Annotated in this window: 21 protein-coding genes and 1 tRNA gene; 11 read left to right on the top strand and 11 right to left on the bottom strand. The window is 57.4% G+C overall.

Annotated features, from left to right (window positions below):
- Positions 1-15 precede the first annotated feature (15 nt).
- Genes ACR0NE_RS05705 through ACR0NE_RS05695 form a run of 3 tightly spaced genes read right to left on the bottom strand, consistent with a single transcriptional unit; the run spans position 16 to position 4,098 of the window.
- A complete protein-coding gene (locus tag ACR0NE_RS05705) occupies positions 16-1,050 on the bottom strand; it encodes a lipocalin-like domain-containing protein (protein ID WP_170595548.1) in 1,035 nt (344 codons plus the stop codon).
- Complete coding sequence (locus tag ACR0NE_RS05700) at positions 1,040-3,454, bottom strand: FtsX-like permease family protein (RefSeq protein ID WP_170595550.1); 2,415 nt, start codon at positions 3,452-3,454, stop codon at positions 1,040-1,042. The genes ACR0NE_RS05705 and ACR0NE_RS05700 overlap by 11 nt, the downstream gene beginning before the upstream one ends.
- Positions 3,451-4,098 (bottom strand): ABC transporter ATP-binding protein, encoded by a 648-nt coding sequence (locus ACR0NE_RS05695; RefSeq protein WP_170510210.1) that lies wholly within the window; start codon positions 4,096-4,098, stop codon positions 3,451-3,453. The genes ACR0NE_RS05700 and ACR0NE_RS05695 overlap by 4 nt, the downstream gene beginning before the upstream one ends.
- Here ACR0NE_RS05695 and ACR0NE_RS05690 point away from each other — a divergent pair.
- On the top strand, positions 4,097-4,699 hold the full coding sequence (locus tag ACR0NE_RS05690; protein ID WP_370644421.1) for a potassium channel family protein: 603 nt from the start codon (positions 4,097-4,099) through the stop codon (positions 4,697-4,699). The genes ACR0NE_RS05695 and ACR0NE_RS05690 overlap by 2 nt on opposite strands.
- On the opposite strand, the gene cls is transcribed toward ACR0NE_RS05690, so the two are convergent.
- From cls to ACR0NE_RS05675, 3 genes are read right to left on the bottom strand one after another with little or no spacing between them, the layout of a single operon-like run.
- A complete protein-coding gene (gene cls / locus ACR0NE_RS05685; protein WP_170595552.1) occupies positions 4,696-6,108 on the bottom strand; it encodes a cardiolipin synthase in 1,413 nt (470 codons plus the stop codon). The genes ACR0NE_RS05690 and cls overlap by 4 nt on opposite strands.
- Positions 6,109-6,131: 23 nt before the next feature.
- Positions 6,132-7,106 (bottom strand): HAD family hydrolase, encoded by a 975-nt coding sequence (locus tag ACR0NE_RS05680; RefSeq protein WP_170595554.1) that lies wholly within the window; start codon positions 7,104-7,106, stop codon positions 6,132-6,134.
- Positions 7,107-7,166: 60 nt separating this feature from the next.
- On the bottom strand, positions 7,167-8,777 hold the full coding sequence (locus tag ACR0NE_RS05675; RefSeq protein ID WP_255612093.1) for an arylsulfatase: 1,611 nt from the start codon (positions 8,775-8,777) through the stop codon (positions 7,167-7,169).
- Between the two features lie 191 nt (positions 8,778-8,968).
- Between ACR0NE_RS05675 and ACR0NE_RS05670 the strand changes: the two genes are divergently transcribed.
- The gene (locus ACR0NE_RS05670; protein ID WP_170595556.1) at positions 8,969-9,649 is read left to right on the top strand and encodes a Crp/Fnr family transcriptional regulator; all 681 of its coding nucleotides are present in this window, start codon (positions 8,969-8,971) and stop codon (positions 9,647-9,649) included.
- A gap of 13 nt (positions 9,650-9,662) precedes the next feature.
- On the opposite strand, the gene ACR0NE_RS05665 is transcribed toward ACR0NE_RS05670, so the two are convergent.
- Positions 9,663-10,748, bottom strand: coding sequence for an AI-2E family transporter (locus ACR0NE_RS05665; protein ID WP_170595558.1), 1,086 nt, complete (start codon positions 10,746-10,748; stop codon positions 9,663-9,665).
- A 158-nt stretch (positions 10,749-10,906) separates the two neighbouring features.
- On the opposite strand from ACR0NE_RS05665, the gene ACR0NE_RS05660 reads away from it, so the two are divergent.
- The 3 genes from ACR0NE_RS05660 (at position 10,907) to ACR0NE_RS05650 (ending at position 13,954) form a co-directional block, all read left to right on the top strand.
- Positions 10,907-11,764, top strand: a complete 858-nt coding sequence (locus tag ACR0NE_RS05660) for a YihY/virulence factor BrkB family protein (protein WP_170393012.1) — start codon at positions 10,907-10,909, stop codon at positions 11,762-11,764.
- On the top strand, positions 11,764-13,668 hold the full coding sequence (locus ACR0NE_RS05655) for a cytochrome c3 family protein (protein ID WP_170596102.1): 1,905 nt from the start codon (positions 11,764-11,766) through the stop codon (positions 13,666-13,668). Before ACR0NE_RS05660 ends, ACR0NE_RS05655 begins: the two co-directional genes overlap by 1 nt.
- A 91-nt stretch (positions 13,669-13,759) precedes the next feature.
- On the top strand, positions 13,760-13,954 hold the full coding sequence (locus ACR0NE_RS05650; RefSeq protein ID WP_170393013.1) for a hypothetical protein: 195 nt from the start codon (positions 13,760-13,762) through the stop codon (positions 13,952-13,954).
- Positions 13,955-13,960: 6 nt separating this feature from the next.
- Here the strand turns inward: ACR0NE_RS05650 and ACR0NE_RS05645 are convergent, their stop codons facing one another.
- Together ACR0NE_RS05645 and ACR0NE_RS05640 are read right to left on the bottom strand one after the other, a co-directional pair.
- Positions 13,961-14,677, bottom strand: coding sequence for an RlmE family RNA methyltransferase (locus tag ACR0NE_RS05645; RefSeq protein ID WP_170393014.1), 717 nt, complete (start codon positions 14,675-14,677; stop codon positions 13,961-13,963).
- Positions 14,677-15,789, bottom strand: coding sequence for a Ppx/GppA phosphatase family protein (locus ACR0NE_RS05640; RefSeq protein WP_170393015.1), 1,113 nt, complete (start codon positions 15,787-15,789; stop codon positions 14,677-14,679). Before ACR0NE_RS05640 ends, ACR0NE_RS05645 begins: the two co-directional genes overlap by 1 nt.
- Before the next feature lie 241 nt (positions 15,790-16,030).
- On the opposite strand from ACR0NE_RS05640, the gene ACR0NE_RS05635 reads away from it, so the two are divergent.
- From ACR0NE_RS05635 to ACR0NE_RS05620, 4 genes are all read left to right on the top strand, one after another.
- Positions 16,031-16,327 (top strand): virulence factor, encoded by a 297-nt coding sequence (locus ACR0NE_RS05635; RefSeq protein ID WP_170393016.1) that lies wholly within the window; start codon positions 16,031-16,033, stop codon positions 16,325-16,327.
- A gap of 26 nt (positions 16,328-16,353) precedes the next feature.
- Positions 16,354-17,280 carry a methylenetetrahydrofolate reductase gene (locus tag ACR0NE_RS05630; protein ID WP_170596104.1) on the top strand — a complete coding sequence of 309 codons (927 nt, stop codon included), beginning with the start codon at positions 16,354-16,356 and terminating at the stop codon, positions 17,278-17,280.
- Positions 17,281-17,289: 9 nt separating this feature from the next.
- Positions 17,290-18,354 carry a methyltetrahydrofolate cobalamin methyltransferase gene (locus ACR0NE_RS05625; RefSeq protein ID WP_170393018.1) on the top strand — a complete coding sequence of 355 codons (1,065 nt, stop codon included), beginning with the start codon at positions 17,290-17,292 and terminating at the stop codon, positions 18,352-18,354.
- Positions 18,355-18,465: 111 nt separating this feature from the next.
- Positions 18,466-18,539, top strand: a tRNA-Gly gene (locus ACR0NE_RS05620).
- A gap of 1 nt (position 18,540) precedes the next feature.
- On the opposite strand, the gene ACR0NE_RS05615 is transcribed toward ACR0NE_RS05620, so the two are convergent.
- Entirely contained in the window at positions 18,541-19,398 is an 858-nt protein-coding gene (locus ACR0NE_RS05615; protein WP_170595560.1) for a methyltransferase domain-containing protein, read from the bottom strand.
- Between the two features lie 24 nt (positions 19,399-19,422).
- Entirely contained in the window at positions 19,423-21,468 is a 2,046-nt protein-coding gene (locus tag ACR0NE_RS05610) for an ASKHA domain-containing protein (protein WP_170595562.1), read from the bottom strand.
- Between the two features lie 215 nt (positions 21,469-21,683).
- Here ACR0NE_RS05610 and guaB point away from each other — a divergent pair, with 215 nt between their 5' ends.
- Together guaB and ACR0NE_RS05600 are read left to right on the top strand one after the other, a co-directional pair.
- Positions 21,684-23,132, top strand: coding sequence for an IMP dehydrogenase (guaB, locus tag ACR0NE_RS05605; RefSeq protein ID WP_170595564.1), 1,449 nt, complete (start codon positions 21,684-21,686; stop codon positions 23,130-23,132).
- A 60-nt stretch (positions 23,133-23,192) separates the two neighbouring features.
- Complete coding sequence (locus tag ACR0NE_RS05600; protein ID WP_170595566.1) at positions 23,193-24,356, top strand: RsmB/NOP family class I SAM-dependent RNA methyltransferase; 1,164 nt, start codon at positions 23,193-23,195, stop codon at positions 24,354-24,356.
- Positions 24,357-24,444 lie beyond the last annotated feature (88 nt).

Genomic DNA, 24,444 nt, shown 5'->3' with positions numbered 1-24,444 from the left:
TGCTGAAGTTCAACTTCAATACCCCGTCATCTCAAGATATCCGCGTCCTGTGTGGCTACCTGTGATGGTGATTGGGCCTTCCCAGTATTCGAACCGGGTTCCCATCCAAGCCTTCGGGCTTATGGCATCGACTTCAACATCGATCCCGCGATCCGGCAACGACACCTGCCATTTGATCGGAACGTCACGTTGTGCCACGCGGGCGGTTTCAAGGGGTTCTAGCAGGACTGAGCCGTCAGGTAGGGGGGTCGTTTGCCCATCAGGCTCAATCCACGTAGCGGCCGTGAAATCCCCTCGATCCCCGCGTAGGCGGAAGGCCATCAGCTTGTCACCGTCGTCAAAGCTGAGCGAGAACCAGTCCCAGCCGCTTTGATCTTCGGCCAAGGGTTGCGAAGACCATTCGCGATCCAGCCAACCCTGGCCGGCGACTTCGACATCTTCGTTGGGCAGGTGGAGCGTGCCCTCGACCGAGTAGAAGGGTTGTGAATAGTAGTAGCTTGCCTGACCATCGGCGGATTTCACCGAATACCCCTCGGCCCCGTGAAACACCAATGGGCCTTGGGCCTTTAGAGTCAGATCATAACCAAAGTCTGATCCGTTTGCTGTCAGGCTGAGGGTTTCCAAATCATCGCCGCGCATGTGCCATTCATCGATCCATGCCTCAAACGGATGGGCCGTAACGCCAGCCTGTCCGACACCGCCACGAGAGAGTCGTTCGGCGAAATAGTGTGTTTCTGGGGTTGTGAGCGCGGCATGGCCCATCCAGATCTGTGGGTTTTGCCAGCCGTCAGCTTCGGATGGTTTCAGTGCCGAACGGAACAGGGTCCATTGTATGCCATAGTCGCGGCCCTCTGCGTCTTTGAGGTTTGCCGTCAGATACCACCATTCAATCCGATAATCAGGATGGGCGCCGTGATCTTGCGGAAACTGAAAGCTGTAGTCCGGTTCAGGACGCGTAAAGCCATCCGCATTGCCGCCCAACCCGGCATAACCCTGCGCCCAACCGGTAATTGGAAGGAGGATGAACAGAATGAAGGCTTTAACGTTCATTGGCAAAAACCCTCAACAGCGCAGCAGGTGGCAGGCGGAGCAATCGTAATGCGGGTAGGGCTGCTGCGAGCACGGCGGCAACCAGAGTCAGCAGGAACAGGCTCAGCCAGTCAGTTGGGAACAAATACATGGGCAAGCGCCATCCGAAGGCCTGCACGTTGATCACGGCCAGCAGCACCCATGCCAATACAAGGCCCAATGGAAGGGCAAAGCAAGCGGTCATCACCGCAAGCAGGACACTGCGCAGAAGCTCTAGCTTGGCCAGTTGCGCGCGCGTTAGACCCAGCGCCCAGACCGGTGCGACCTGAGGCAGGCGCTGGGTCCACAATGTCAGCAAACTGGTGAGTATCGCGAACCCCGCAACGCCCAGTGTCAGCACATTCAGCGCTGAGGTGACGACGAAAGTTTTTTCAAAAACAGCCATCGATTGCGCTTTCATAGCGGCCTGCTGCACAACTGCCGATGGAGGCAGGTCAAATTGGTCACGCAACGCCTGTGCCAGCTCCGAGGCCTGATCCGGTGCGATGCGAATGCCAAAGCGGCGTGTATCCGTATCCGGGGCAATCTGATCCAGCATCGGCATTGCGACGATGGCCTGACCTGTCGGGTTCCCGTAGTCGGAATAGACACCTGCAATCGGCAAGCTGTGCTCGGGTGTGATCGCGACGGTATCTCCGGGCCACAGATCCGCGCGTCGTGCGAGTTGCTCGTTGATGAGTACGGCGCCGCGATACAGGACGTTGTCCCAGACGTCGGGATCCTTGGCGATCAGTGGCCAGTTGTTGCGATAGCTATCGTGATCAACAATCCCGTACAGAAACAACGGCCCGGTCTCGTGCAGCAATTCGGTGCTGCGAATGGGTAGGACAGCTGACGCCCTTGGGGCGAGCCAATCGATAAGGGCTGCGCCTTGTGCATTGTCGGCTGCGGTCACGTAAAGTTCGGAGGTCAGCCGTTGATCGAGCCAGCCAGTAAAGGTGAGGCGGAAGCTTGAAACCATTGTGCCCACGCCGATATTCGCGGCGAGCGCCAGCAGCAAGGCCATCAGCGCAAGTGACAGACCGGGCAATTGCGCCCGCATGTCCGCGAGCACCCATTGACCAACAGGCGTGCGGGCCCGGCGTAGGCACAAGGTCAATATCCCTGACAGTGCGAGCGGCAGCAACAAGGCCGCTCCGGTCAGCATCCCGGCAAGCAAGGCAAATCCTGCGATAAGTCCGCCGATTGTGAAATATGCGATAAAGCCCACTGCTAGCAGGGCTAGGCCACATGCGCCTGTAATCTGGGCCGAGGCTTTACTGCCACGCCAAGCTTGTAAGCCCGGCCCTGCGAGGATGGGCATGCGCGAAAGTCGCCAAAGAGCGTGGCCACTGGCCGCCAACGTGCCGCCTGTTGCCATCGCAAGACCTGCGGCGACCCATTGGGGGCGTAATGACATCTGCCCGTCGATTGTTGCCCCGTAGAGGCCGCGCAACGTGGCGGCGACATCAGGCAACAAGGCTCCAGCCAGAAAATACCCCAGGATTAACCCGAACAGGCCACCGATCAGGGCCAAGAGAAGTAATTCACCCAGAACGATCCAGATCAGGCCCCGCATGGGAAGGCCCAAAGCCCTTAATGTACGGATAGTGCCACGCCTCTGCGCGAAGGCGAGGCCGACCGTTCCGTGAACGATGAACAGGCCGACGGCGAAAGACAGCAAGCCGAAGGCTGAGAGGTTCAGGTGAAAGCTGTCGGTAAGTTGCGCGGTATCCAACTGGGCCGAGGGGCTAATTCGTTGAAGTTCAGGCGCAAGTTCTGACAGAGATGGGACCCCACGGGGCTGATTGGGCAAGATCACCAGACGGGAAATCTGACCGGGACGGTTCAGAAGGCGCTCGGCCACTCCAATATCGGTGAGCACCAGATCAGGTGGCAGCGCGGTGCTGGAAAGCACCGGTGGGAAGTCGTCACTAGATTGAAACAGCGGGGCCAGGGCGGGTGACATCAGCAGCCGCCCCGGAGCTGTCAGCATATCAGCTGGGTCGGGGGCATCCGCGCCTTGCTCGATCTGGGTGATCGCGGGCAGGACAGGGTAGGCCACCAAATCCACCCCCATCAGACGTACGGAACGGTCCTTGATGCGCAGCGTGCCTTCTAAGACGGCCGCCACTTGCCAACCTGCGCGCCTGAGCTCGGCGTAGCGGGAAAGAGGGATCGTGGAACCGGAGGCGCGCAATTCGTCGAATTGTCCGATGGCAAGCTGGGTGCTGGCGCGTTCATAGCTCGCGCGCGCTTCGGCATTGATGGCTTGCACGGCCGACCACAGACAAGTTGCCAGCGCGATACCCGTCAGAAGCGTCATCAATTGCAATGGGTGCATCCGCCAATGGGACACCAGCGCCAGGACCGCAGCGCGTGTCATGCGATATGCCCGCCCGTCAGGTGGGCACGTCGGTCGAGACGGCTGGCGATGTCATTCGAGTGGGTGACCAGCAGGAGCGCAGCGCCGGTATCGGCAACCAATGAAAGCATCAGGTCCAGCACCACCGCACTTGCTGTTTCGTCCAGATTGCCCGTCGGCTCATCCGCTAGCAGCAATCGTGGTCGGATCGCCATGGCGCGTCCGATGGCAACCCGCTGCTGCTGTCCGCCCGAAAGGTTCTCGGGGTAGCGGTCTTGCAATTCGCTCAGGCCAAGGCGCTCGGTCAGGTGGACAACCCAATCCGGGTCGTCCCGACCCGCAAGTCGCGCATGGATCGAGAGGTTCTGGGCAACGGTCAGCGACGGGATCAGGTTGAACTGCTGAAAGACCAGAGACAGGGTGCCGCGACGCAATTCGGCGCGTTCCGCATCATTCAGGGCCGACATGGCGCGCCCGTCCAGAGTAATCTCTCCGCCATCAAACCCATCCAGCGCCGCCACCAGATGCAATAATGTGCTTTTGCCACTGCCACTTTCTCCGGTCAGCGCCAAGGTCTGCCCCTGTTCCAGCGTCAATGAAACATCGGTCAGGACAGGTCGCCCACCGGGATAGGATTTTCGAACGTGATCAATTGATAGCAACATGCAAACTCTCATCTGGTCCCGTCACAATGTGCAACGCGGCGCGCCAGTGTCCAGAGCCGAGATCGGTTCTATTCGCCGCAGCCTTACGCATCGCATGGGGTTGTCGGCAACGCGCGAAACCCCCATGCTGGCACAGTTTTCAGCGATCAGAACAAAGGCCGTTTACATGACATTGTCGCAACAAATCATTTGGGGCAGCTTCTATCTGGGTATTTGTTTTCTGATCGAAATCATGCTGCTGACATGGTGCGTTCTGGTCATCCGAAAACTGGTCGCGAAATGGGAGACACGCAGCACTATCCTTGCAACCGCAGGCCCGATCAGCGTGGCGCTGGTGTTTATCGTACTGACCCATACGGTTCAGGTCTGGATCTGGGCGATTGTCTGGGTGTGGGGTGATGTGCTGCCGGATTGGAATTCGGCCCTCTATTTCTCATTGGTGACGTTCACAACGCTGGGTTACGGCGACATCGTCTTGGGCGAAGGGCTGCGCATCTTCGGAGCGTTTGCATCGGTCACGGGCCTACTGGCCTTTGGGCTGTCAACCGCGTTCCTTGTGGCCCTCATGACGCGGGTGTTTGAAGAACGGTTCCTGAACTAGAGGATCGGTGCAAACAACCGTGCAAGCGGCGCACCAAAACGGATGTGGAACGGTTGCTGGGGCAAATTGCGGGTCAATTCGTAACTTGCTTCAAAATCGGTTTCCAGCATTGCGGCGACGGCCTCTGCTGCGCGACGGTCAAAGAACAGGGCCATCGCTTCAAAGTTCAGACGGAAAGATCGGTTGTCCAGATTGGTGGTGCCAACGGCGGCCAAGGTATCGTCTACAACAAACGCTTTTTGATGCATGAAGCCGTCGGTATAGCGAAACACACGGGCGCCACAGTCTCGGATTTCGTCGAAATAGGCAAAAGCGGCCAGCCAGGGCAGACGATGGTCGATGACATCCGGCACGAGTATTCGTACATCCACACCACGCAACGCCGCGTGCTGTAGCGCGGTCATGATGTCGATGTCGGGCACAAAATAGGGCGAGGCGATCCAAAGCCGTTCTTTCGCCTCAGAAATGGCCGCAAAGAACATCATTGCGCCGGTTTCTGTTTCGTCGCCCGGGCCCGTTGCCACCAGCAGCGCATTCATGTCCTGATCAGATTCAGTTCCAGCCCAATCGAGTTGGTCGATCAGGTCTTCGTTGCGCGCCCAGTGCCAGTCTTCGGTGAAGATCAGTTGCAATTGCCGAACCACGTGACCGGTCATCTTGATATGCGTATCCCGCCAACGACCGAACCGAGGGCTTTGCCCCAGATACTCGACCCCAATGTTATGACCACCGATAAAGCCGACATCGCCATCCACGATCACAGTTTTTCGGTGATTGCGATAATTCAGTTGAAAACGGAAATTTGGTCCGCGTTGTTCGCGGGGGTCTGCAACATCCACTCCGGCCTGGCGCAGAGTTTCAAAATAGCTGGACGGCAGGCCATAGCTGCCCACCGCATCGGTCATGAACCGAACATGTACGCCACGCTTGACCGCCGCGATCAGCCGGTCCCGCACCTTTCGCCCCAGATCATCATCGCGGACGATATAAAACTGGATCAGAACATAGTTTTTGGCCCGGTCGATGGCGTCGAGAATGGCATCAAATGTGGCCTCTCCGTCGATCAGTAACTCGGCTCCGTTGCCGCGTGACACGGGCAGATGGGCCAGCGCCTCGAACGGTCGGGGATTGACCCGCATCGTCTCAGGGTCGGGTTTCGAGAAATCAGCAAAAGTTTTGATACCTTCGACGACGCGCTCACTTTGTTGTCGCGCGATCCTATATCCCCGAAACCGATGGTGCCCTAGGAACAGGTACAGCGGCACGCCAAACATCGGGGCCGACAGCAGGAACACAACCCAGCCAACCGCCCCTTGTGGTGTGCGCGCAGTCTGCGCAGCCCGAACTGCAAAGACGATCGCTACGCAATAGAGGGCAAACAGAAAAAACGAGACGAGTATTGTCCACATCAGTGCGCAGCGGTCCGGGTTGCTTAGTTTGCCCCAGTGTAGATGCGGGACCAGTCGTTGGCCATATCAACAATGACCCATCCCATTTCAGGGCCCTTGTCCAACCCGTCGACCAGCCGTCCGATCGGGCTTTCGCGGTCATAGGCCCATTCGCGGTCCGCGTCCGTGTGATGGATCAAAACGCCCAGCCGTGGCCCGTCGCCTGCGGTGGTCCATTCAAGCATGGCAAAATCCCCGTCCGAGTTTCCCCCGGCGAATATGGGGCGCTTGCCGATGGTGCGCTCGATATTGATAGGTTTGCCTTCTTTGTCATCGATGAAGGCGATGCCGGGGGCCTTGTTGATCACAGGTGTGCTGTTTTCGCTGTCATAGGTGGTCTCACCATAGGTGCCCAGAATCTGTTCGGGCGGGATGCCATAGGCCTGTTCGGCAAAGACACGCATGAAATGCAGACCGCCGCCCGATACGATATAGGTTTTGAAATCCTCATCCCGCAGGTAGCGCAACAGCTCGACCATCGGCTGATAGGTCATCTGGTCGTAGGGCAGATCGGTCTCGGGATGTCGTGCAGTGTCCAGCCAATCCGCCACCGACGCCTGAAATACTTCAACGCTGCTGCCGGAATGCGATGCGTTGACCACTTCGATCAGAGCGTCGTGCCCGCCTTCCAGAATGGTTTTCAGATCACCCTCGGCAGCCGCTTTCAGGGCTGGGCTCGATAAGATTGATGGGTCTTGTTTAGCAAGCTCTGCCAGTTGGTCCATGGCAAATATGAACTGAAAATAGACCGGTTGTTCAGCCCAAAGCGTGCCGTCATTGTCAAACACCGCAATCCGGTCGGCGGGAGTGACATATAGTTCATTCGCCGGGTCGCTGACCGCGTCAACAAAGTCGATGATCAGCTGTTTTGATGCCGAGTCGGTCCAGCTGGGCAGGGGGTCTGCGAACGCCACTAGGGGGACGGTGGCTATAAACGCCGTGAGTTTGAGAAATCTCATGTAATAGCCTCTGATACTGGAAAAAGGGGCCGCGCTTTACGGCGGCCCCTGTCTTGTTTTCTAGTTCGAAGTTGGTGTGGCCAATTTCTGCATCACCTGATCCAGGCTGAAGCTTGCCGCCTTCTGGCGTGGTGGGAACTCTTGGAAAGTACTCAGGAAACTCGCCACATATTGCTGCGCCGGTACTAGGAAATACACCCGGTCAATCATCCAGTCATAGTATGTGTTGGATGTCCGGTATCCACGCTCATAAGGGTCGCGGCGCAGATTCACGATGATCGGCACGCGCAGCTCCGTGAATGGTTCCATCCATGCGCGCAGGGTGGCCCATGCTTTTTGCTCCAAAAAGATCAGCTTCCAGTCGTCAAAACGCAAAGCGGACAGGTCGCCGTCATCCGTGAAATAAAAGATTTCACGGCGGGGGCTTTCAGTGGTCTCACCGGTCAGCAGTGGCAATATGTTGTAGCCATCCAGATGCACTTTGTAGTCGCGACCCATGGCAGGTGAGGAATAGCCGGCTTTCAGCTTTTCCTTGATTTCGGGGTCGCCAGCGACCGCCAGATAGGTGGGCAGCCAGTCCATGTGATGCACGATTTCGTTCGAGATCGAACCCGCTTCGATCTTGCCGGGCCAACGCACCATGGATGGTACGCGCCAGCCGCCTTCCCAGTTGGTATTCTTTTCGCCCCAGAACGGTGTCGAAGCGGCATCCGGCCATGTGTTGTAATGCGGGCCGTTATCGGTGGAATAGTGAACGATAGTGTTGTCGGCGATGCCGAGTTCGTCCAGCAGATCAAGCAGTTGGCCGACCTGAATGTCGTGTTCGATCATGCCCGCCGTGTATTCATCGGCCGGACTACCTAGGATTTCGTTGGCTGTTTCGCGCATTTCTTCCCCGACATGGGTGCGGAAATGCATCCGTGTGCCATTCCACCAGACATAGAATGGTGTGCCGTTCTGGTTGGCCTCACGAATGAACTCAACGGCAGCTTCCAGGGTTTCCTGATCCACTGTTTCCATGCGTTTGCGTGTCAGTGGACCGGTGTCTTCGATGGGGCCGCCTGCGCTGGACTTGATCACACCGCGCGGACCATAGGCCTCGCGGAACGTGCGCCCGTCGGGCAGAACCGCGTCCCCGGGATAATCTTCATGCTCGGGTTCTTCTTCGGCATTGAGGTGATAGAGATTCCCAAAAAACTCATCAAATCCGTGATTTGTCGGCAGGTGCTCATCCCTGTCGCCCAGGTGGTTCTTGCCAAACTGGCCGGTCACGTACCCATGATCCTTAAGCAACCCTGCAATCGTGGGGTCTTCGATCTGCATCCCTTCTTTAGCGCCAGGCAAGCCAACCTTGGACAGTCCAGTCCGGAACACCGATTGGCCCATGATGTAAGATGAGCGGCCAGCTGTGCAGGATTGCTCGCCATAATAATCGGTGAAGATCATGCCTTCATCGGCGACCCTGTCGATATTGGGGGTCTGGTATCCCATAAGGCCCATTGTGTAGGCCGAAATGTTGGATTGGCCGATGTCATCGCCCCAAATGACCAAAATGTTGGGTTTTTGATCCTGCGCCCATGCGGGCAGTGCGACCAGAACGGCAATCGACGCTGCTGCGGTACGGCGCAGTCCGATACGCCAGCTTTCCAAGAACCGGGTTGTAGTTAACATGTTTTACTCCTGAACTTGTGGACAATTTGTCCCTGTGAACTATCTGAGACTTGTGTCCAGAATAGGATTAGTTGCAGTCGTTAAGCATTGGATATCCCGCGAAAATAGCCAGATTGCGGGATTCGTGTGTAAGTAATGTAGGCCAGTGAGCCTGATTGAAATTTATCATATGATGAAGTTTAAATATATAGATGGCATTAATTGAAACTGATCTAGACTCGCTGCAGGAAAGTTCCTGGTTCAATACCAGATCTCCCGCCTTTCAGGGTGCTCTTTTACGCAGTGCCGTGCGCCGAACTTACGGTGCTGACGAAGCTTTGTTTGTCCAGGGTGATCCCGCCAACGGGATCCACGCTGTTTTGGATGGTAGTGTTAAGATCACCGTCCCCGCAGATGACGGTCAGGAATTTGTCATACACCAAGAAGGACGTGGCTTTTGGATCGGCGATCTCGCGTTGTTTGCGACTGCGCATCGGCTGATCAGCGTGGTAGCGACTCGGCCAACCGAGACGCTTTTCTTTCCGGCCCCGCGGTTAGAACGCTTGGTGCAGGATTCTCCTGACTTTGTTCGGGATTTCTACGCCTTAAGTCATGAAAACATGCAAAAAGCCCTGCGTATCGTTGCCAATCTTGCGGTGACCGGCACCGAGAAACGGCTGGTTTTGAGGCTGCTGCATCTGGATGAGGTGACATCCGATGCAGAGGGTTGGATACCGGTTTCGCAGGAAGAGCTGGCGGCTATGATTGCAGTCTCTGCGCCAACGCTTCACCGAGCATTACACAGGCTTATCGAATTAGACTTGATCGAAGGCGGGTATGGTCGGCTGAGGTTGAAAGATCGACGCGCCCTCGTCGCTAGCTGTCAAAGTTGACGGACCTTCAAGCCTAATGTTCGGTTGACGACCGATCATCCTCACCGAGCCTTCCATCCAAAGACATCAAGATCGCGACAGGGCGCAGCGCGGGGATGTGGCTGAAGATGATCAGGATGCAGACGGTCAAAGGCACACTCAGGAACGCTCCGATCAGACCCCAGACCGTAGTCCAGAAGGTCAACGCCAAAATCACTAGGAAGGTCGACATGTTCAGCGATCGGCCCAGCATGGCCGGATCCAGAAAGTTGCCGATTAGAAACTGTAGTGTGCCGCACCCCAGAACGATCACGAGAAATGGCCCGATCGTCTCAAACTGAACCAGAGCGATCATTGCGGGAAAGATGACAGCGATGATCGAACCGATTGACGGGATGAAATTCAGGGCGAAAGTCAGCACGGCCCAGGTTTCAGCATATTCCAGACCCAGCGCTTTGAATACGGCGTAGCTGATGGTGGCGGTGATCAGACTGATAAAGGTTTTCACGCCGACATATCGCTGCAGGCTGTACGAAATCGCATCCAGAACCAAGGCCAGGTCAGCCCCCAGCCGCGGGTTGCCGGCGGCAAGCTGGATTTTCTTGCGAAAGGCCAACCGCTCGGCCATCAGAAAGGCGACATAGAGGCTTATAAGGAAGAACTGGTTAAGCAGCGATGTGGCGCTGCCCAGCAATATCCGAGCGACATAGGACATATCGATGCTGACCAGATTGTCTCGGATAAAACTTGTGACATCGTTGCCGACCAACCCGGTAATTCTATGAACAGCCCCGTCAAACTGGCTTTCGTAGGTGTTGATCGAGCGTGCAAACTGCGTGGCCTGACTGCCCAGAATGTACATGATCATGAACAAACCGGCCAATACAACTGTTACTCCCGCGACATTCGCCAACCAGATTGGCACCCGCGTCACTGCAATGACCCGGTCGCTAAGGGCCAGGATCAGCACGTTGACCAGTAACGCCATGGTCAACGGCACCAGAAAGTTTGCCCCTGCATAGAGGCCAAGCACCATTAGCGTGGCCACGATCGCAACATCCCGCAATACGCTCAGTTGCGGACGCGCACGGGAAGGGCTGTTTTCTGGGTCAGAGGTCATAAGATGGCCTTGGTCTGAGTGCTGCCTGGATGTGTTTTGATTGATCCTGCACAGGCTGGCGGGTTTATGCAATCCATACAGAAGGTTATACGCATGAAATCGGTGGCCTGATCCGATTGACGGTTCTGCCAAAGGAAAAGGCAGGCTAGGCTAGCGCAATGCCAACTGTTTTGATTCCCTCGTTCGGCCAATTCCTGCGTGCGCTCTGGCTTGCTGTGCGCCGATTTAATGACAAAAACGGCTTCGTCATGAGCAGCCACGTCGCCATGTCGTTGATGATGGCCCTTTTTCCATTCGTTCTGTTCACGGTCGCGTTGGCAGGGGCCTTGTCACAGGGCTATGTGACCGATGAACTGATCGAACTGATATTTGGCGCCTGGCCCAAAGACGTGGCCGATCCCATCGTTTCAGAACTGCGTGCTGTTCTGGCCGGTGCAGGCTCGGGCGTGATCACTTTGGGTGGCTTGTTGGCGATCTACTTTGCCTCGAACGGAGTCGCCGCTGTGCGAAAGGCGATGGCGCAGGCCTATCACGACACGGACAATTGGCCCTTCTGGAAGACCCGACTGCTGTGCTTTGTGCTGGTCATAATCGGCGGTGCTGCCATTCTGGCCATCGCGGCGGTCGAAGTCGTTCTGCCGGTCTATACCCGTTTGGTTTCGGAAAAGACGGCAGTGGATGTGGACAACTGGCTGTCGGTGGATCGTCTGCGATGGACCTTTACCGTGGCTGTCCCCGCTGGCACCGTTCTTTTGGCCCATCTGATCTTGCCCACCCGACGGCACAGCCTACTACAAATCTTGCCGGGCGTAATCCTGACATTGGCTTTGTGGGCTGCAGGTGGATGGGGCTTTTCAATCTACATCGCCAAGTTTGCGACCTATAGCGCGACGTATGCCGGGCTTGCAGGGGCAATGGCAGCGCTGATTTTCCTGTACTTATGCTCGGCCATGCTGATCCTCGGGGCCGAATACAACGGTGCGCTGATCGATTTGCAAAACGAAGAGGGGCAATGATGTATCTCCGCGCTATCGTGATGACCGCGATCTTTTGGGCGACCGCGCAGCAGTCGCAGGCGCAGGACTATGTTGGATCAGACGCGTGCTCGGATTGTCATAAGGAAGAAACCGAAGCCTGGGAAAGCTCATACCATGCGCTTGCCTGGACCGAGGTGGAGGACGGCCACGTTCAGGCTGATTTCGATGGAACACGATTCTCGCATGATGGAATGAGCGTGGCCTTTGCGGATCAAGATGGAGCTCTTACGGCGCAGGTCACCGAAAAGGACGGCGTTACAACGACCTATCCGGTCCATTCCGTTGTCGGTATCGCGCCGCTACAGCAATATCTTTTCGAAACCGAGCCCGGCCGATTGCAGAGTTTTGATGTGGTTTGGGACGTCGAAAAGGGCCGTTGGTTCCACCTTTACCCGGATCAGGATCTGCCTCCGAATGATGGGCTGCACTGGACCGGTCCGTACAAAAACTGGAACGCCCGCTGTGCCGAGTGTCATGCGACCGGTTATGTGAAGAACTACGACTCTGAGGAAAGGCGCTATGCCTCGACACAGGTCGAAATTGGTGTCGGGTGCGAGGCTTGCCACGGGCCGGGTTCTGCGCATTTGGAGTGGACGACCGGAAAAGTGTTGCAAGACGGTTTGAGCGAGTTCGGATTCCCTACGACATGGGGCAGGGGGCAGACAGAAGCGGAAATTCAGCAATGCGCCGGCTGTCATTCCCGGCGCGAGGCGTTAGAAGATGGTAATCCGCTTCCCGGCAAGCCGTATCACGACGCCTATAACCTGGCGTTGCTGCGACCGGGTTTGTATCACCCAGATGGCCAGATTTTGGACGAGGTCTATGTTTATGGCTCATTCCTGCAGTCGCGCATGTATGCAGAAGGGGTGGGTTGCATGAATTGCCACGATCCGCACCGGGCTGAGGTGAAAGCCGAGGGTAATGGGTTGTGTACCCAATGCCACTCCCCCGCTGGCAACCCGGATTTCCCGACCCTTCGGCTGGCCGAATATGACACGCCCGCGCATCACCAACATGCTGAAAATTCTGCGGGTGCCCAATGCAAGAACTGCCACATGATCGAGCGTGTCTATATGGGGGTAGATGGCAGGCGCGATCACAGCTTCCGCATTCCCCGCCCTGATCTGAGGCTCGGAACTGATGCCTGCACCGATTGCCATGCGGATGAAGATCAGTCTTGGGCGGCGCAGCAGATTGAACTCTGGTTCCCGGAATCATCCTATAGAGTGGCGCATTATGGCACGACATTTGCAGCAGCAGGCAGTGGTCAATTGGACGACCCTGAAACGCTGGTCGCGATCGCTCTGGATGAAGGGCAGGCAGGTATCGTTCGCGCAACCGCTCTGTATTTGTTGCAACCTTTTGCAACGCCTGATCTTGCCGAGCGTCTAGCACCGTTGCTGGCCGATCCGGACCCACTGATACGGGCCAATGGACCGGTACTGCAGCGTCAGGTTCCTGCCCAGTTGCGCGCTTCGCGGTTAGAGCCGTTGTTATCCGACCCCATGCGCAATGTACGCATCTCGGCTGCGAAAGAGTTCTTATCGATCCCAGCGCAGGCCATGACGCAAGACCAACGCGCAAGCGCGCAGCAGGGCATGGCGGATTGGCAACGTAGCATTTCCAATCGTTTGGACTTTCCTGAGACCCATTTGGTGTTGGGTGGTTGGGCGCTTACGCTCAGAAACGCGTCGGCTGCAGAACGTGCATTCCGCGAGGTTGTAACGCTCGACCCGCAGCGCGTTGAGGCTTGGCCGATGCTGGTTCAACTTGCCCACATCAATCGCGGTGTTCAGGCTGCGTTGGCGACATTGGACGAGGCCTTGTTAGTTCTTCCCGATGATCCAAACTTAATGCAACTGGCGCAGGAACTCGGGAGATAACTGGCATGGAACTGGCAGATTTGCGCCATCTTCACGGCGCATTCTGCGGTTAGCCAACCGGTATAAGCACTCGGATTGCTACAGGTGATGTATGCCGGATCGCACCGCAACCCTCGCAAAGCCGCTGACGGCGGCCCGTAAAACGACGCTTGACCAGCGTATTGAAGAGCTGCGCGCGCGCAAGCCTGTCGATATCAATCATGGCGAAGCACTATTGCTGCAAGGCATAGCTGCAGCGTCTCTGCGGAAACAGAGTATAGCGCCGGGAAAGATCGATCTGGATTAACGCCGCTTAACCCCGGAAGCCGGTGGCGACAACAAACTTCTCGGAACTATCAGAACGTGAGGCCGGAGGCTTCACATTGGCAACCTTGTTGAATTTCTGCTTGAGCAGTTTCTGAAGGTCCCCCTCAGCCCCGCCAGCAAGCACCTTGGCAACGAAGGTGCCGCCCTCTTCCAGCACGTCGAACGCGAAATAAGCCGCCGTTTCGCACAAGGCCATGATCCGCAGGTGGTCAGTCTGTTTGTGGCCCGAGGATGCAGCCGCCATATCAGACATGACCACGTCCGCTTTGCCACCCAGCCAGTCCTTGACCTTCTGATCGGCGTCATCTTCCATGAAATCAAGGACATGCGCGGTGGCACCGGCGACGGGCTCAACCTCTTGAAGGTCAACCCCCAGGACGGTGCCGATGCGCTTGCCGCTTTTCTCGCCGAGTGCATTGACGCGTTTCACAGCGACTTGCAGCCAGCCACCGGGCGCACATCCCAGATCGACCACGCGCGCGCCGGGTACGAGAAACCGGAACTTGTCGTCCAACTCAAGTATCTTGAATGCCGCGCGTCCGCGATAGCCTTCGACCTGCGCGCGTTTGACATAGGGGTCGTTCAACTGCCGTTCTAACCAGCGGGTCGAGCTGAGCTTGCGCCCGCGCGCTGTCTTGACCTTCACCTTCAGGTCGCGTTGTCCGCGACCCGAGTTGCTTTTGCCAGTTGGTGTCTTCGCCATCAGAACGGTCCGTCTTCCAATACACCGTCCGCACTCATTTGCGCATAAAGCAAACCCTCGCGCAGCCCACGGTCCGCCACAGAAAGGCGATCGGTGGGCCAGCAGCGCAACAGGGCCTGCAAGATGGCCGAGCCGGACATGATCAGGGCCTGCCGATCTTCTCCGATCCGGGGATCACGGCGGCGCCCACGAGGGCCGAGTTCTAGATAGCCTCGTATCACCTTGTCAATCTGATCGCTGGTCATCCGCAATCCGTCCACCTTCGTCCGGTCATAGCGCTTGAGCCCAAGATGCGAGGCGGCGACGGTGGTCACCGTTCCACTGGTGCCCACGATTTGGAACCCTTCGCGGGCCTGTTCATCCTTGTAAGGCGCGAAATCGGCCAGGTTTTCTTCAAAAAACCAGCTCATTAGCGCAAAACGCGCGGCATCGTCTTCGACGTCGTTGAACTGATCACGCAATGTTGCCACGCCCAGCGGGACGCTGATCCAATCGACCACCTTGGCCGCAGGGAAAGGGCTTTCTGGTGTGTGGAACCCGTTATGCAATCTCATAATCGCGGCAGGCCGATCCCGACGAGGAACAGAGGAGATGTCGATCCAGACCAATTCGGTTGAGCCGCCGCCGATATCGACGACCAACAATTGCTCGGTCTTGGTCGACACTAGCGGTGCACAGGAAATCACAGCCAGACGTGCTTCTTCCTCGGGCTGGATGATGTCGAGCGTCAGGCCGGTTTCGCGTTTAACTTGCCGGATGAAATCGCGTGAATTCTTGGCGCGACGGCAGGCCTCGGTTGCGATCAAGCGCATGCGCTTGACCTTGTTACGCTTGAGTTTTTGCTGACAAATCCGCAGCGCCTGTACGGTACGTGCCATGGACGCCCGCGACAACCGCCCGGTGCGTTCCAGACCGGCACCCAACTGCACCGATTTGGAGAAGCTGTCCACCACATGAAATCCACTGCCCTTGGGCTGGGCGATCAACATGCGGCAGCTATTTGTCCCCAAATCCAGTGCCGCATATAACGCATCTGGATCGGGTCTTGCCGGCGCGGGGCTTTCGACCGCTTTCGGGAACGCGCCCGCACCTCTGGGACGCTTGGGCGCCATCTTAAACGCCCTCCGATTTTCGAGTTATTCCGACCATAGGTCGCGCAATTGGATCACGCAAGACGCTCATTAAAGTCATTAGGATTTTGATGTTCGGTTTTGGCCACCAAGGCTTTAAAAGCTGCGGTATGCAGCCGTGGGCAAAAAGGTCGCTGCAAATACGCCGTATGTCGAAAATCGACCGACTTGGACCCACATTGAAGTTTAGAACCGGTCCATCTGGTTAGGAGGAATCACGGTAATGCCTGACGTCACCATCGTATATTGGCGCGATATTCCCGCCCAAGTCATCGTCGGCAAGGGCCGTCGTGGCGCTAAGCGGCAGTTGGAAGAGCGGTTTGAACAAGCCATCGACCGGGCAGCAATGAAGGTGAACGCCAAGGATAGTGATGCCTATCTGGCCGAGTGGCGCAAAGCCGAGCCTTTCGCAGTTGAGGGCGACCCGTCCGAAATTGCCGAGGCCGAGGCCGCGCGTTTGGAAACAGAGTACGATCAGGACCGTATCAAGACCCTGATCGCCAATGACGGTTGGGCATGAGCCCCAGATCTTTATGGGAGGCCGCTATGGCTTTGCTGAACTTCAAGAAACGTGATGCGGTCGAAAACGGCCCTGTGAACCCGACCGTCGAAGCCTTTTTGCAGGGCTACTCGATCGAGGTGATGCCGCGCACTGCAGAAAAGGTCGAAGATTTCCGCGCGCTGCTGCCAGAAGGCACCCGTGTCTACATCGCCCATATCGAGGGCACGCCAATCGAAGACATGGTCAAAACCGCCAAGCGCATCGCGGCCGAAGGTTACCCTGTCATGCCGCATTTCCCGGCACGGATCATCAAGGATGCCGCGACACTGGAAAACTGGATTTCCATGTATCAGGGTGAAGCGGGCGTCGAGCAGGCGCTTCTGCTGGCTGGTGGTGTCGCCAAACCGCATGGTGATTTCGACAGCTCGATGCAGCTGCTGGAAACCGGACTGTTCGACAGGGCGGGGTTCAAGCGACTGCACGTAGCCGGTCACCCCGAAGGTAACAAGGATATCGATCCCGACGGCTCGACCAAGAATGTCGATGACGCGCTGCGCTGGAAGCAGAAGTTTTCGGAAACCACCGACGCCGAAATGGCGCTGGCCACTCAGTTTGCGTTCGACGCCAAGCCGATCATTGCTTGGGCAGATAGCCTGAAAGAAGCGGGTATTGATCTGCCGATCCATATCGGTATCGCGGGCCCGGCGAAGCTGCAGACGCTGATCAAATTCGCTATCGCCTGCGGCGTTGGTCCATCGCTGAAAGTCCTGCAGAAGCGCGCCATGGACGTGTCCAAGCTGCTGTTGCCTTACGAGCCAACCGATGTGGTCACCGAACTGGCCAATCACAAGGCAGCCAACCCGGATTTCAATATCACCAAGGTACACTTCTTCCCGCTGGGCGGGATCAAGACCAACGCCAACTGGGCGATCAACAACGGCGGCGCTTCGGCAAAGCCGGTTAACTCCTAAGGAACGGACATGACCCGTACAGTCGTAGAATCAAAAACAAAAACTGCCGTTCTGGGCTTTGACGAACCGTTCTGCGTTATCGGTGAGCGGATCAACCCAACGGGCCGTAAGAAACTGGCTGCCGAATTGGAAGCAGGCGATTTCTCGACAGTCGAAAAGGATGCTCTGGCGCAGGTCGCTGCAGGCGCGACCGTTCTGGATATCAACGCAGGTGTCGTCTACAACTCGAACCCCAACCCGAACGAGACCGAGCCGCCGCTGATGACCAAGATCGTCGAGCTGGTGCAGGGGCTTGTTGATGTACCGCTTTGCATCGATTCCTCGGTTCCGGGCGCTTTGGAAGCCGGTCTTGAGGCGGCGGAAGGTCGTCCGCTGTTGAACTCGGTCACCGGTGAAGAAGAGCGTCTGGAACTGGTTCTGCCACTGGTCAAGAAATACAACGTACCCGTTGTGGCGATCTCGAACGATGACACCGGAATCTCGGAAGACCCTGATGTGCGTTTTGCCGTCGCCAAAACCATCGTTGAGCGTGCAGCCGATCACGGCATCCCGGCTCATGACATCGTGGTCGATCCGCTGGTCATGCCGATTGGTGCGATGGCAACAGCTGGCCAGCAGGTGTTTGCTCTGGTCCGTCGTCTGCGGGAAGAGCTGGGCGTGAACACCACATGCGGTGCGTCCAACATCTCGTTCGGCCTGCCGAACCGTCACGGTATCAACAACGCCTTCCTGCCGATGGCAATGGGTGCTGGAATGACTTCAGCGATCATGAACCCGGTGGCTCTGCCGGTGACGCAGAAGAAGATTGCCGAAAAGAAAGAGGCCGTCGCTGCCGCCGGTATCATTCTGCCCGAGGATATGGACGACGAAACCTTTGTACAGATGTTCGGTCTGGGTTCGACCCTTCCGCGTGCGGGCAAAGAGATGGAGGCCATCCGCGCCGCCAACCTGCTGACCAACAACGACGCACATGGCGGTGAGTGGATCAGGTTCAACAAACCACCCGCCGAGGCCGGAGCCGAAGGCGAGGGTGCACGCGGACGTCGTGGCGGTGGTCGTCGTCGCCGCGCTTAAGGTAAATAAAACAATGGATTGGGCCGGATTTTTTGATCCGGCCTTTTCGATTCGTCAGCGTTTGTTGACCCTTGAACCCCAGTAAAGAGCAGTGCTAATCAATGCCCAGCGGCGGGTATGATGTAATGGTAGCCTGTCAGCTTCCCAAGCTGAACGCGCGGGTTCGATTCCCGCTACCCGCTCCAATCATTCTGCGCGTCGGGCCTGATAGAGGTTGATCATCGCCGGGATGAGGATCTCCGAACCAGACTTATACTGTCGGAACTCTTTTGCGACCGCTTCTTGAATAGCGTCAGTATCAGCCTCACTCCCTTCGAAATGAGCAACAACACGGCCCGCAGGACCAACACGTGTCACCAGCCTCGCCGTGCCTTCAACGCCGCCAAAACCCGTCAGGTTCACTGTGATCGCGTCGCCGGTTATTTCAGACAGCCCCGCTTGGGTCATCAGACCTTTGACATGGTCGATGTCGTGGAACGCCAGCGGCCCGGGCGCATAGCGGTCTACGCGGGGCGGTTGACCCATTCGCCGAACGGCGGCGACATGGGGTATCTTGAACCACGGGTTGACGTCCAATGGCCCCCAGGAAGCGAACGTCATTTGCCCACCTGGTTTCAGTGCCGAGGCGATGTTTCGGAATGCTGCGATCGAGTCGCTAAAGAACATGACACCAAACCGGGAGATTGCGGCATCCATTTGTCCGGGTTCAAACGCGTAGGTTTGCGCATCCGCGTGCTGAAAAGTGATAGTCTGTATCCCGTTGCTTTCAGCACGTTTGGCTGCGCGGTCCAGAAACGGCTGCGATATATCGGCCGCCAATACGTGTCCTTCGGCCCCAACCGCGCGCGCCGCTGCGATTGCACTGACGCCTGTGCCGCATCCGATATCCAACACTTGCATACCCGCCGACAGGGCGGCCCGGTCCAGAACGAGATCAAGAACGGGCGCGAAGGCGTGGTCAAGCTGATCCTCATAGGTCAGCCATTTGGTGCCTTGTTCCGAGTTTCCCCAGAATTCCGCCTGTTCCTCGTTCTCTGATGTCATATTCGCCTCCTGTGGATGGGGCGACTATGACCTCCGGCGGCGTCGGCGGCCAGATTTTTCCTCATCCCCGCCGCCGGTATTGAAGGACGGAGCGGGCAGGGTGACGACCTGGGCCAATTCAGGGAACGGATCGGTTTTGTGCGGGATCGCATTGGCGGCGACGAAATGGTCTTGAAACTTGGGTTCGATTGCCGTTTCGACCTTGGTGATCTCGCGCACCACGCGTTCGATCTCGGCCCGCGATCCGATGTTACACAGCGCGATCCGGGCACCGGTTCCAGCGGCATTACCCGCGCTGGAGACCTTCTCGAGCGGTGCATCAGGGATCATACCCAGCACCATCGCGTGTTTGGTCGAAATATGCGCGCCGAAGGCACCGGCAAGTACCACGCGATCCACACGGTCAACCTCCATCTCATCCATTAGGAGACGCGCTCCGGCGTAGAGCGCGGATTTAGCCAACTGGATGGCACGGATATCACCCTGAGTTACCGTGATACGCGGACCGCCCTCGGCGCTGGCGTCGTGGATCAGATAGGAGTTGGTGCGGCCTTCGGGAACGCAACGCGGTGTGCCCGTCTGCGCGGCCGAGCCGATCAGCCCGCTTTCGTCCAGAAGACCTGCAATGCGCATCTCGGCCACGGCCTCGATAATGCCTGAGCCGCAGATACCGGTGATGCCCGTGGTGGCAATGTCCTGATCAAAGCCTTCGTCATTCGACCATTTTTCGGACCCGATCACGCGGAAACGCGGTTCTTTGGTGACAGGATCGATTTCGATTCGTTCAATCGCACCGGGCGCGGCTCTCTGGCCCGAGCTAATCTGGGCACCCTCAAATGCGGGGCCGGTGGGTGACGAACAGGCCAGAACGCGGTGGGTGTTGCCCAGCAAGATTTCCGCATTGGTACCCACATCCACGATCAGTACCAGATCGTCGGACTTGCCGGGTTCCTCGGATAGGGCAACGGCAGCGCAGTCCGCACCCACATGGCCCGCAATACACGGCAGGATGTAGACCTGCGCGCGTGGATTCATCGTGGTCAGGTCCATCTCATGCGCAGGCAGGGACATGCTTTCGGACGTCGCGAGCGCAAATGGCGCCTGACCCAGTTCGACTGGGTCCAGACCCAGCAAAAGATGGTGCATGACCGGATTGCAGACGAACACCGTTTCGACGATCAAAGCGGCATCGATCCCGGCCTCATCAGCGATTGAAGTGGTCAGATCGTTGATCGCTTCGCGCACGGCCCGGGTCATTTCCTTGTCACCACCGGGATTCATCATGGCGTAAGACACGCGGCTCATCAGGTCTTCGCCGAAACGAATTTGCGGGTTCATCAGGCCGGAAGAAGCCTTGACTTCACCTGTTTCCAGATCGGTCAGGTGCGCAGCGATGGTGGTCGAGCCGAGGTCGATAGCCAGACCGTAAAGCCCATGTTCGTGCAGGCCGGGCCAAATTTCGACGATAAGGGCCACGTTGTCCTTGTGGCCTTTGTGGACGGCGACCGTGACCTCCCATTTCCCTTTGCGAAGCACTGGCTGCAGCTTGGACATCAGCGACAGATCGGCGGTAATCGCATCGATCTTCCATTGTTCGCGCAAGGCGCGTTCTAACCGTTCCAGATCGCCTGTGGGCGAGTGCATGTCGGGTTCTTCCACCACCACGAAATACAGGCGTGTTGCAGGGTCCATGGTGATGGCGCGGGCGGCGGCGGCCTTGCGGACCACCTGACGGTGAACCTGGCTTTCAGGAGGCACGTCGATCACCACGTCACCCTGAACCGAGGCCTGACAGCCCAAACGGCGCCCGGGTTTCAAGCCTCGTTTGTCGTCATAACGCTGTTCAACCGCGTTCCATTCGCTCAGCGCGTCCTCCGAGACGGTCACGCCATGCTTGGGAAACTCGCCATAGCTGGGGGTGATCTGACATTTCGAACAAATACCGCGTCCACCGCAGACTGAATCAAGATCGACACCCAACTGGCGCGCTGCCGTCAGGATTGGCGTGCCAACGGGAAAGTGTCCGCGTTTGCCGGACGGGGTAAAAACGACAAGAGGATCGGTGGTCATGAATGGCCTGCCTTTGTATTCGCGCGTATGCCGGCGAACATATGGGTTTGAACGCAAAGGGAAAGGGCATTCAGCGGCACGTTTTGCATTGCTTGCGTCGTTTTCGGGCGTGGCAGAAGCCCGCAGGGGAAAACAACTTGGGTTCGGGGCTTTCCCTCTGGTGAAATCCATGCAATAGGGTCACCGTCAAACGGGCTTTTGCATGGGGTTATCAAATGCAGATTCGTGAGGCACTCACCTTCGACGACGTTCTTCTGGTTCCGGGCGCATCTTCTGTGCTGCCGGCAACCGCTGATACCACCACGCGCGTGACGCGTGAGATTACGATGAACATCCCGCTGCTAAGCTCGGCGATGGACACGGTGACCGAGGCGCGTATGGCTATCGCCATGGCGCAGGCTGGGGGCATCGGCGTGGTGCACAAAAACCTCTCGGTCGAGGAACAGGCCCGCGAAGTGCGTCGGGTTAAGCGGTTCGAATCCGGTATCGTCTATAACCCGGTCACGCTGCGCGCGGATCAAACATTGGCAGATGCTCAGGCTTTGGTAGAGCGCTACAACTTCACCGGCTTCCCGGTCGTTGAAGAAAGCGGTCGTGTCGTCGGCATTGTCACCAACCGAGATATGCGCTTTGCGACCTCGGATGACACGCCGATCAAAGCGATGATGACCTCTGACAATCTGGCGATGCTGCAAGAGCCCGCCGATCTGGAAGAGGCCAAAAGCCTTATGCGTGCGCGTCGGATCGAAAAGTTGCTGGTCGTCGATGGCGAGGGCAAGCTGACAGGCTTACTGACGCTGAAAGATACCGAGCAGGCCGTGCTGAACCCTACAGCCTGCAAGGACCGGTTGGGCCGACTGCGGGTGGCTGCTGCGACCTCGGTCGGAGACGCGGGGTTTGAGCGGTCAGAGCAGTTGGTCGATTCCGGGGTCGATATCATTGTTGTGGATACCGCACATGGTCATTCGCAAGGTGTTCTGGATGCGGTGAAACGTGCCAAGACGCTGTCGAACGAGGTTCAGATCATCGCCGGTAACGTCGCCACTGCCGAGGCCACCAAAGCGCTGATCGATGCAGGTGCAGACGCGATCAAAGTGGGCATCGGGCCCGGCTCGATCTGTACCACACGGATGGTCGCGGGTGTTGGTGTGCCTCAGTTGACGGCAATCATGGATTGCTCCGCTTCGGCGGGGGAGGTTCCGGTCATTGCGGATGGTGGCATTAAATTCTCGGGCGATTTCGCCAAGGCGATTGCGGCAGGTGCGTCTTGCGCTATGGTCGGTTCGATGATTGCGGGCACGGATGAAAGCCCGGGCGAGGTGATCCTCTATCAAGGCCGCTCGTTCAAATCGTATCGCGGCATGGGCAGCCTGGGTGCGATGGCGCGCGGCTCGGCGGATCGCTATTTCCAGAAGGACGCCGCGAATGACAAGCTGGTGCCTGAAGGGATCGAAGGACAGGTGCCGTACAAAGGGTCCGCAAGCGCTGTTGTGCACCAACTGGTTGGAGGTTTGCGCGCGGCGATGGGCTATACCGGTTGTGCCACCGTCGATGAGATGCGCCAGAACTGCAACTTTGTCAAAATCACTGGCGCAGGTTTGAAGGAAAGCCATGTGCATGACGTTCAGATCACACGGGAAAGCCCCAATTATCGCGTGATGTAAGTTTGTGAGACCCTTCAGGGGGTCTCTCGAAATTGATCGTGTAGACGAACGGAAAACGCGATGACACCTGCTGCTCGGGTTCAGGCCTCGATCGAGATCCTCGATGACATTCTTGCCGGTGCACCGGTCGAGAAGGCGTTGACCGGCTGGGCTCGACGCAGTCGGTTCGCGGGATCTAAGGATCGCGCTGCGATCCGGGATCATGTGTTTGATGCATTGCGGTGCAAACGATCCTTCTCGGCGCTCGGTGGGTCCGAGACGGGGCGCGGCCTGATGATCGGTGCCGCCCGATCCTTGGACTCAGACCTAACGTCATTATTTTCGGGTGCGCGGTATGCACCTGCAGAGGTAACCGAAGCTGACCAACCCAGGTCATTTCAGAGCGACGCAGAACGTCTGGATATCCCCGAATGGTTGTGGCCTCAATTTCAGGCCGCGTTGAAGGACGAAGCTGAACTTGCCGCAGCCGCGCTACAATCGCGCGCTCCGATTCATCTGAGGGTCAACCTGCTGAAAACTGACCGACCCTCGGCCATTCAGCGATTGGCTGCCGATGGGATTACGGCGCATCCACATTCGGCTTGCGACACCGCATTGGAAGTTACCGAGGGCGCACGCAAGATATCTCAGAGCGGTCCGTATACAGATGGGCTGGTTGAGTTGCAGGATGCCGCAAGCCAGGCGGTTGTTGCCGCGCTTGATTTACAGCCAGACATGCGTGTCCTGGACTATTGTGCGGGTGGCGGAGGCAAGTCCCTTGCTTTAGCGGCTACGGATATGGGTGTTCAGGTCTTTGCCCATGATGCCAATCCCAACCGTATGCGCGACTTGCCAGCGCGCGCGGCAAGGGCGGGCGCGGATGTCAAGATCCTGACCACAGGCCAAATCACCGGTCAGGCCCCGTTCGATGTGGTTTTGACAGATGTGCCATGTTCCGGCAGCGGATCGTGGCGCCGCGCACCGGCAGGGAAATGGGCGCTTACACCGGAGCGCTTGGACGAGCTGACGCAGATTCAGGCCGCTATTCTACGAGACGTATCACCTCTCGTTGCGCCCAAAGGCGTGCTTGCCTATGCGACCTGCTCGATGCTGACGATTGAAAACGACGGCATTATTGATGGATTCTTTGCCAGCAATCCCGAATGGCAGAGCGGATACCGCAAAACGTGGCTGGTTTCACACGGGACCGATGGATTTTTTACAGCACACTTGACGCGAATATAAACTTTAAAACACAACCTTAAGAAGTTTATGTCACTGATCATTAAGCAGCAATTAACCATTGCAGGCAGATATTGATCAGAAATTGTAA

It is taken from the genome of Ruegeria sp. C9 (genome assembly GCF_056537585.1).
This window is presented reverse-complemented; position numbering and strand designations above follow the sequence as displayed.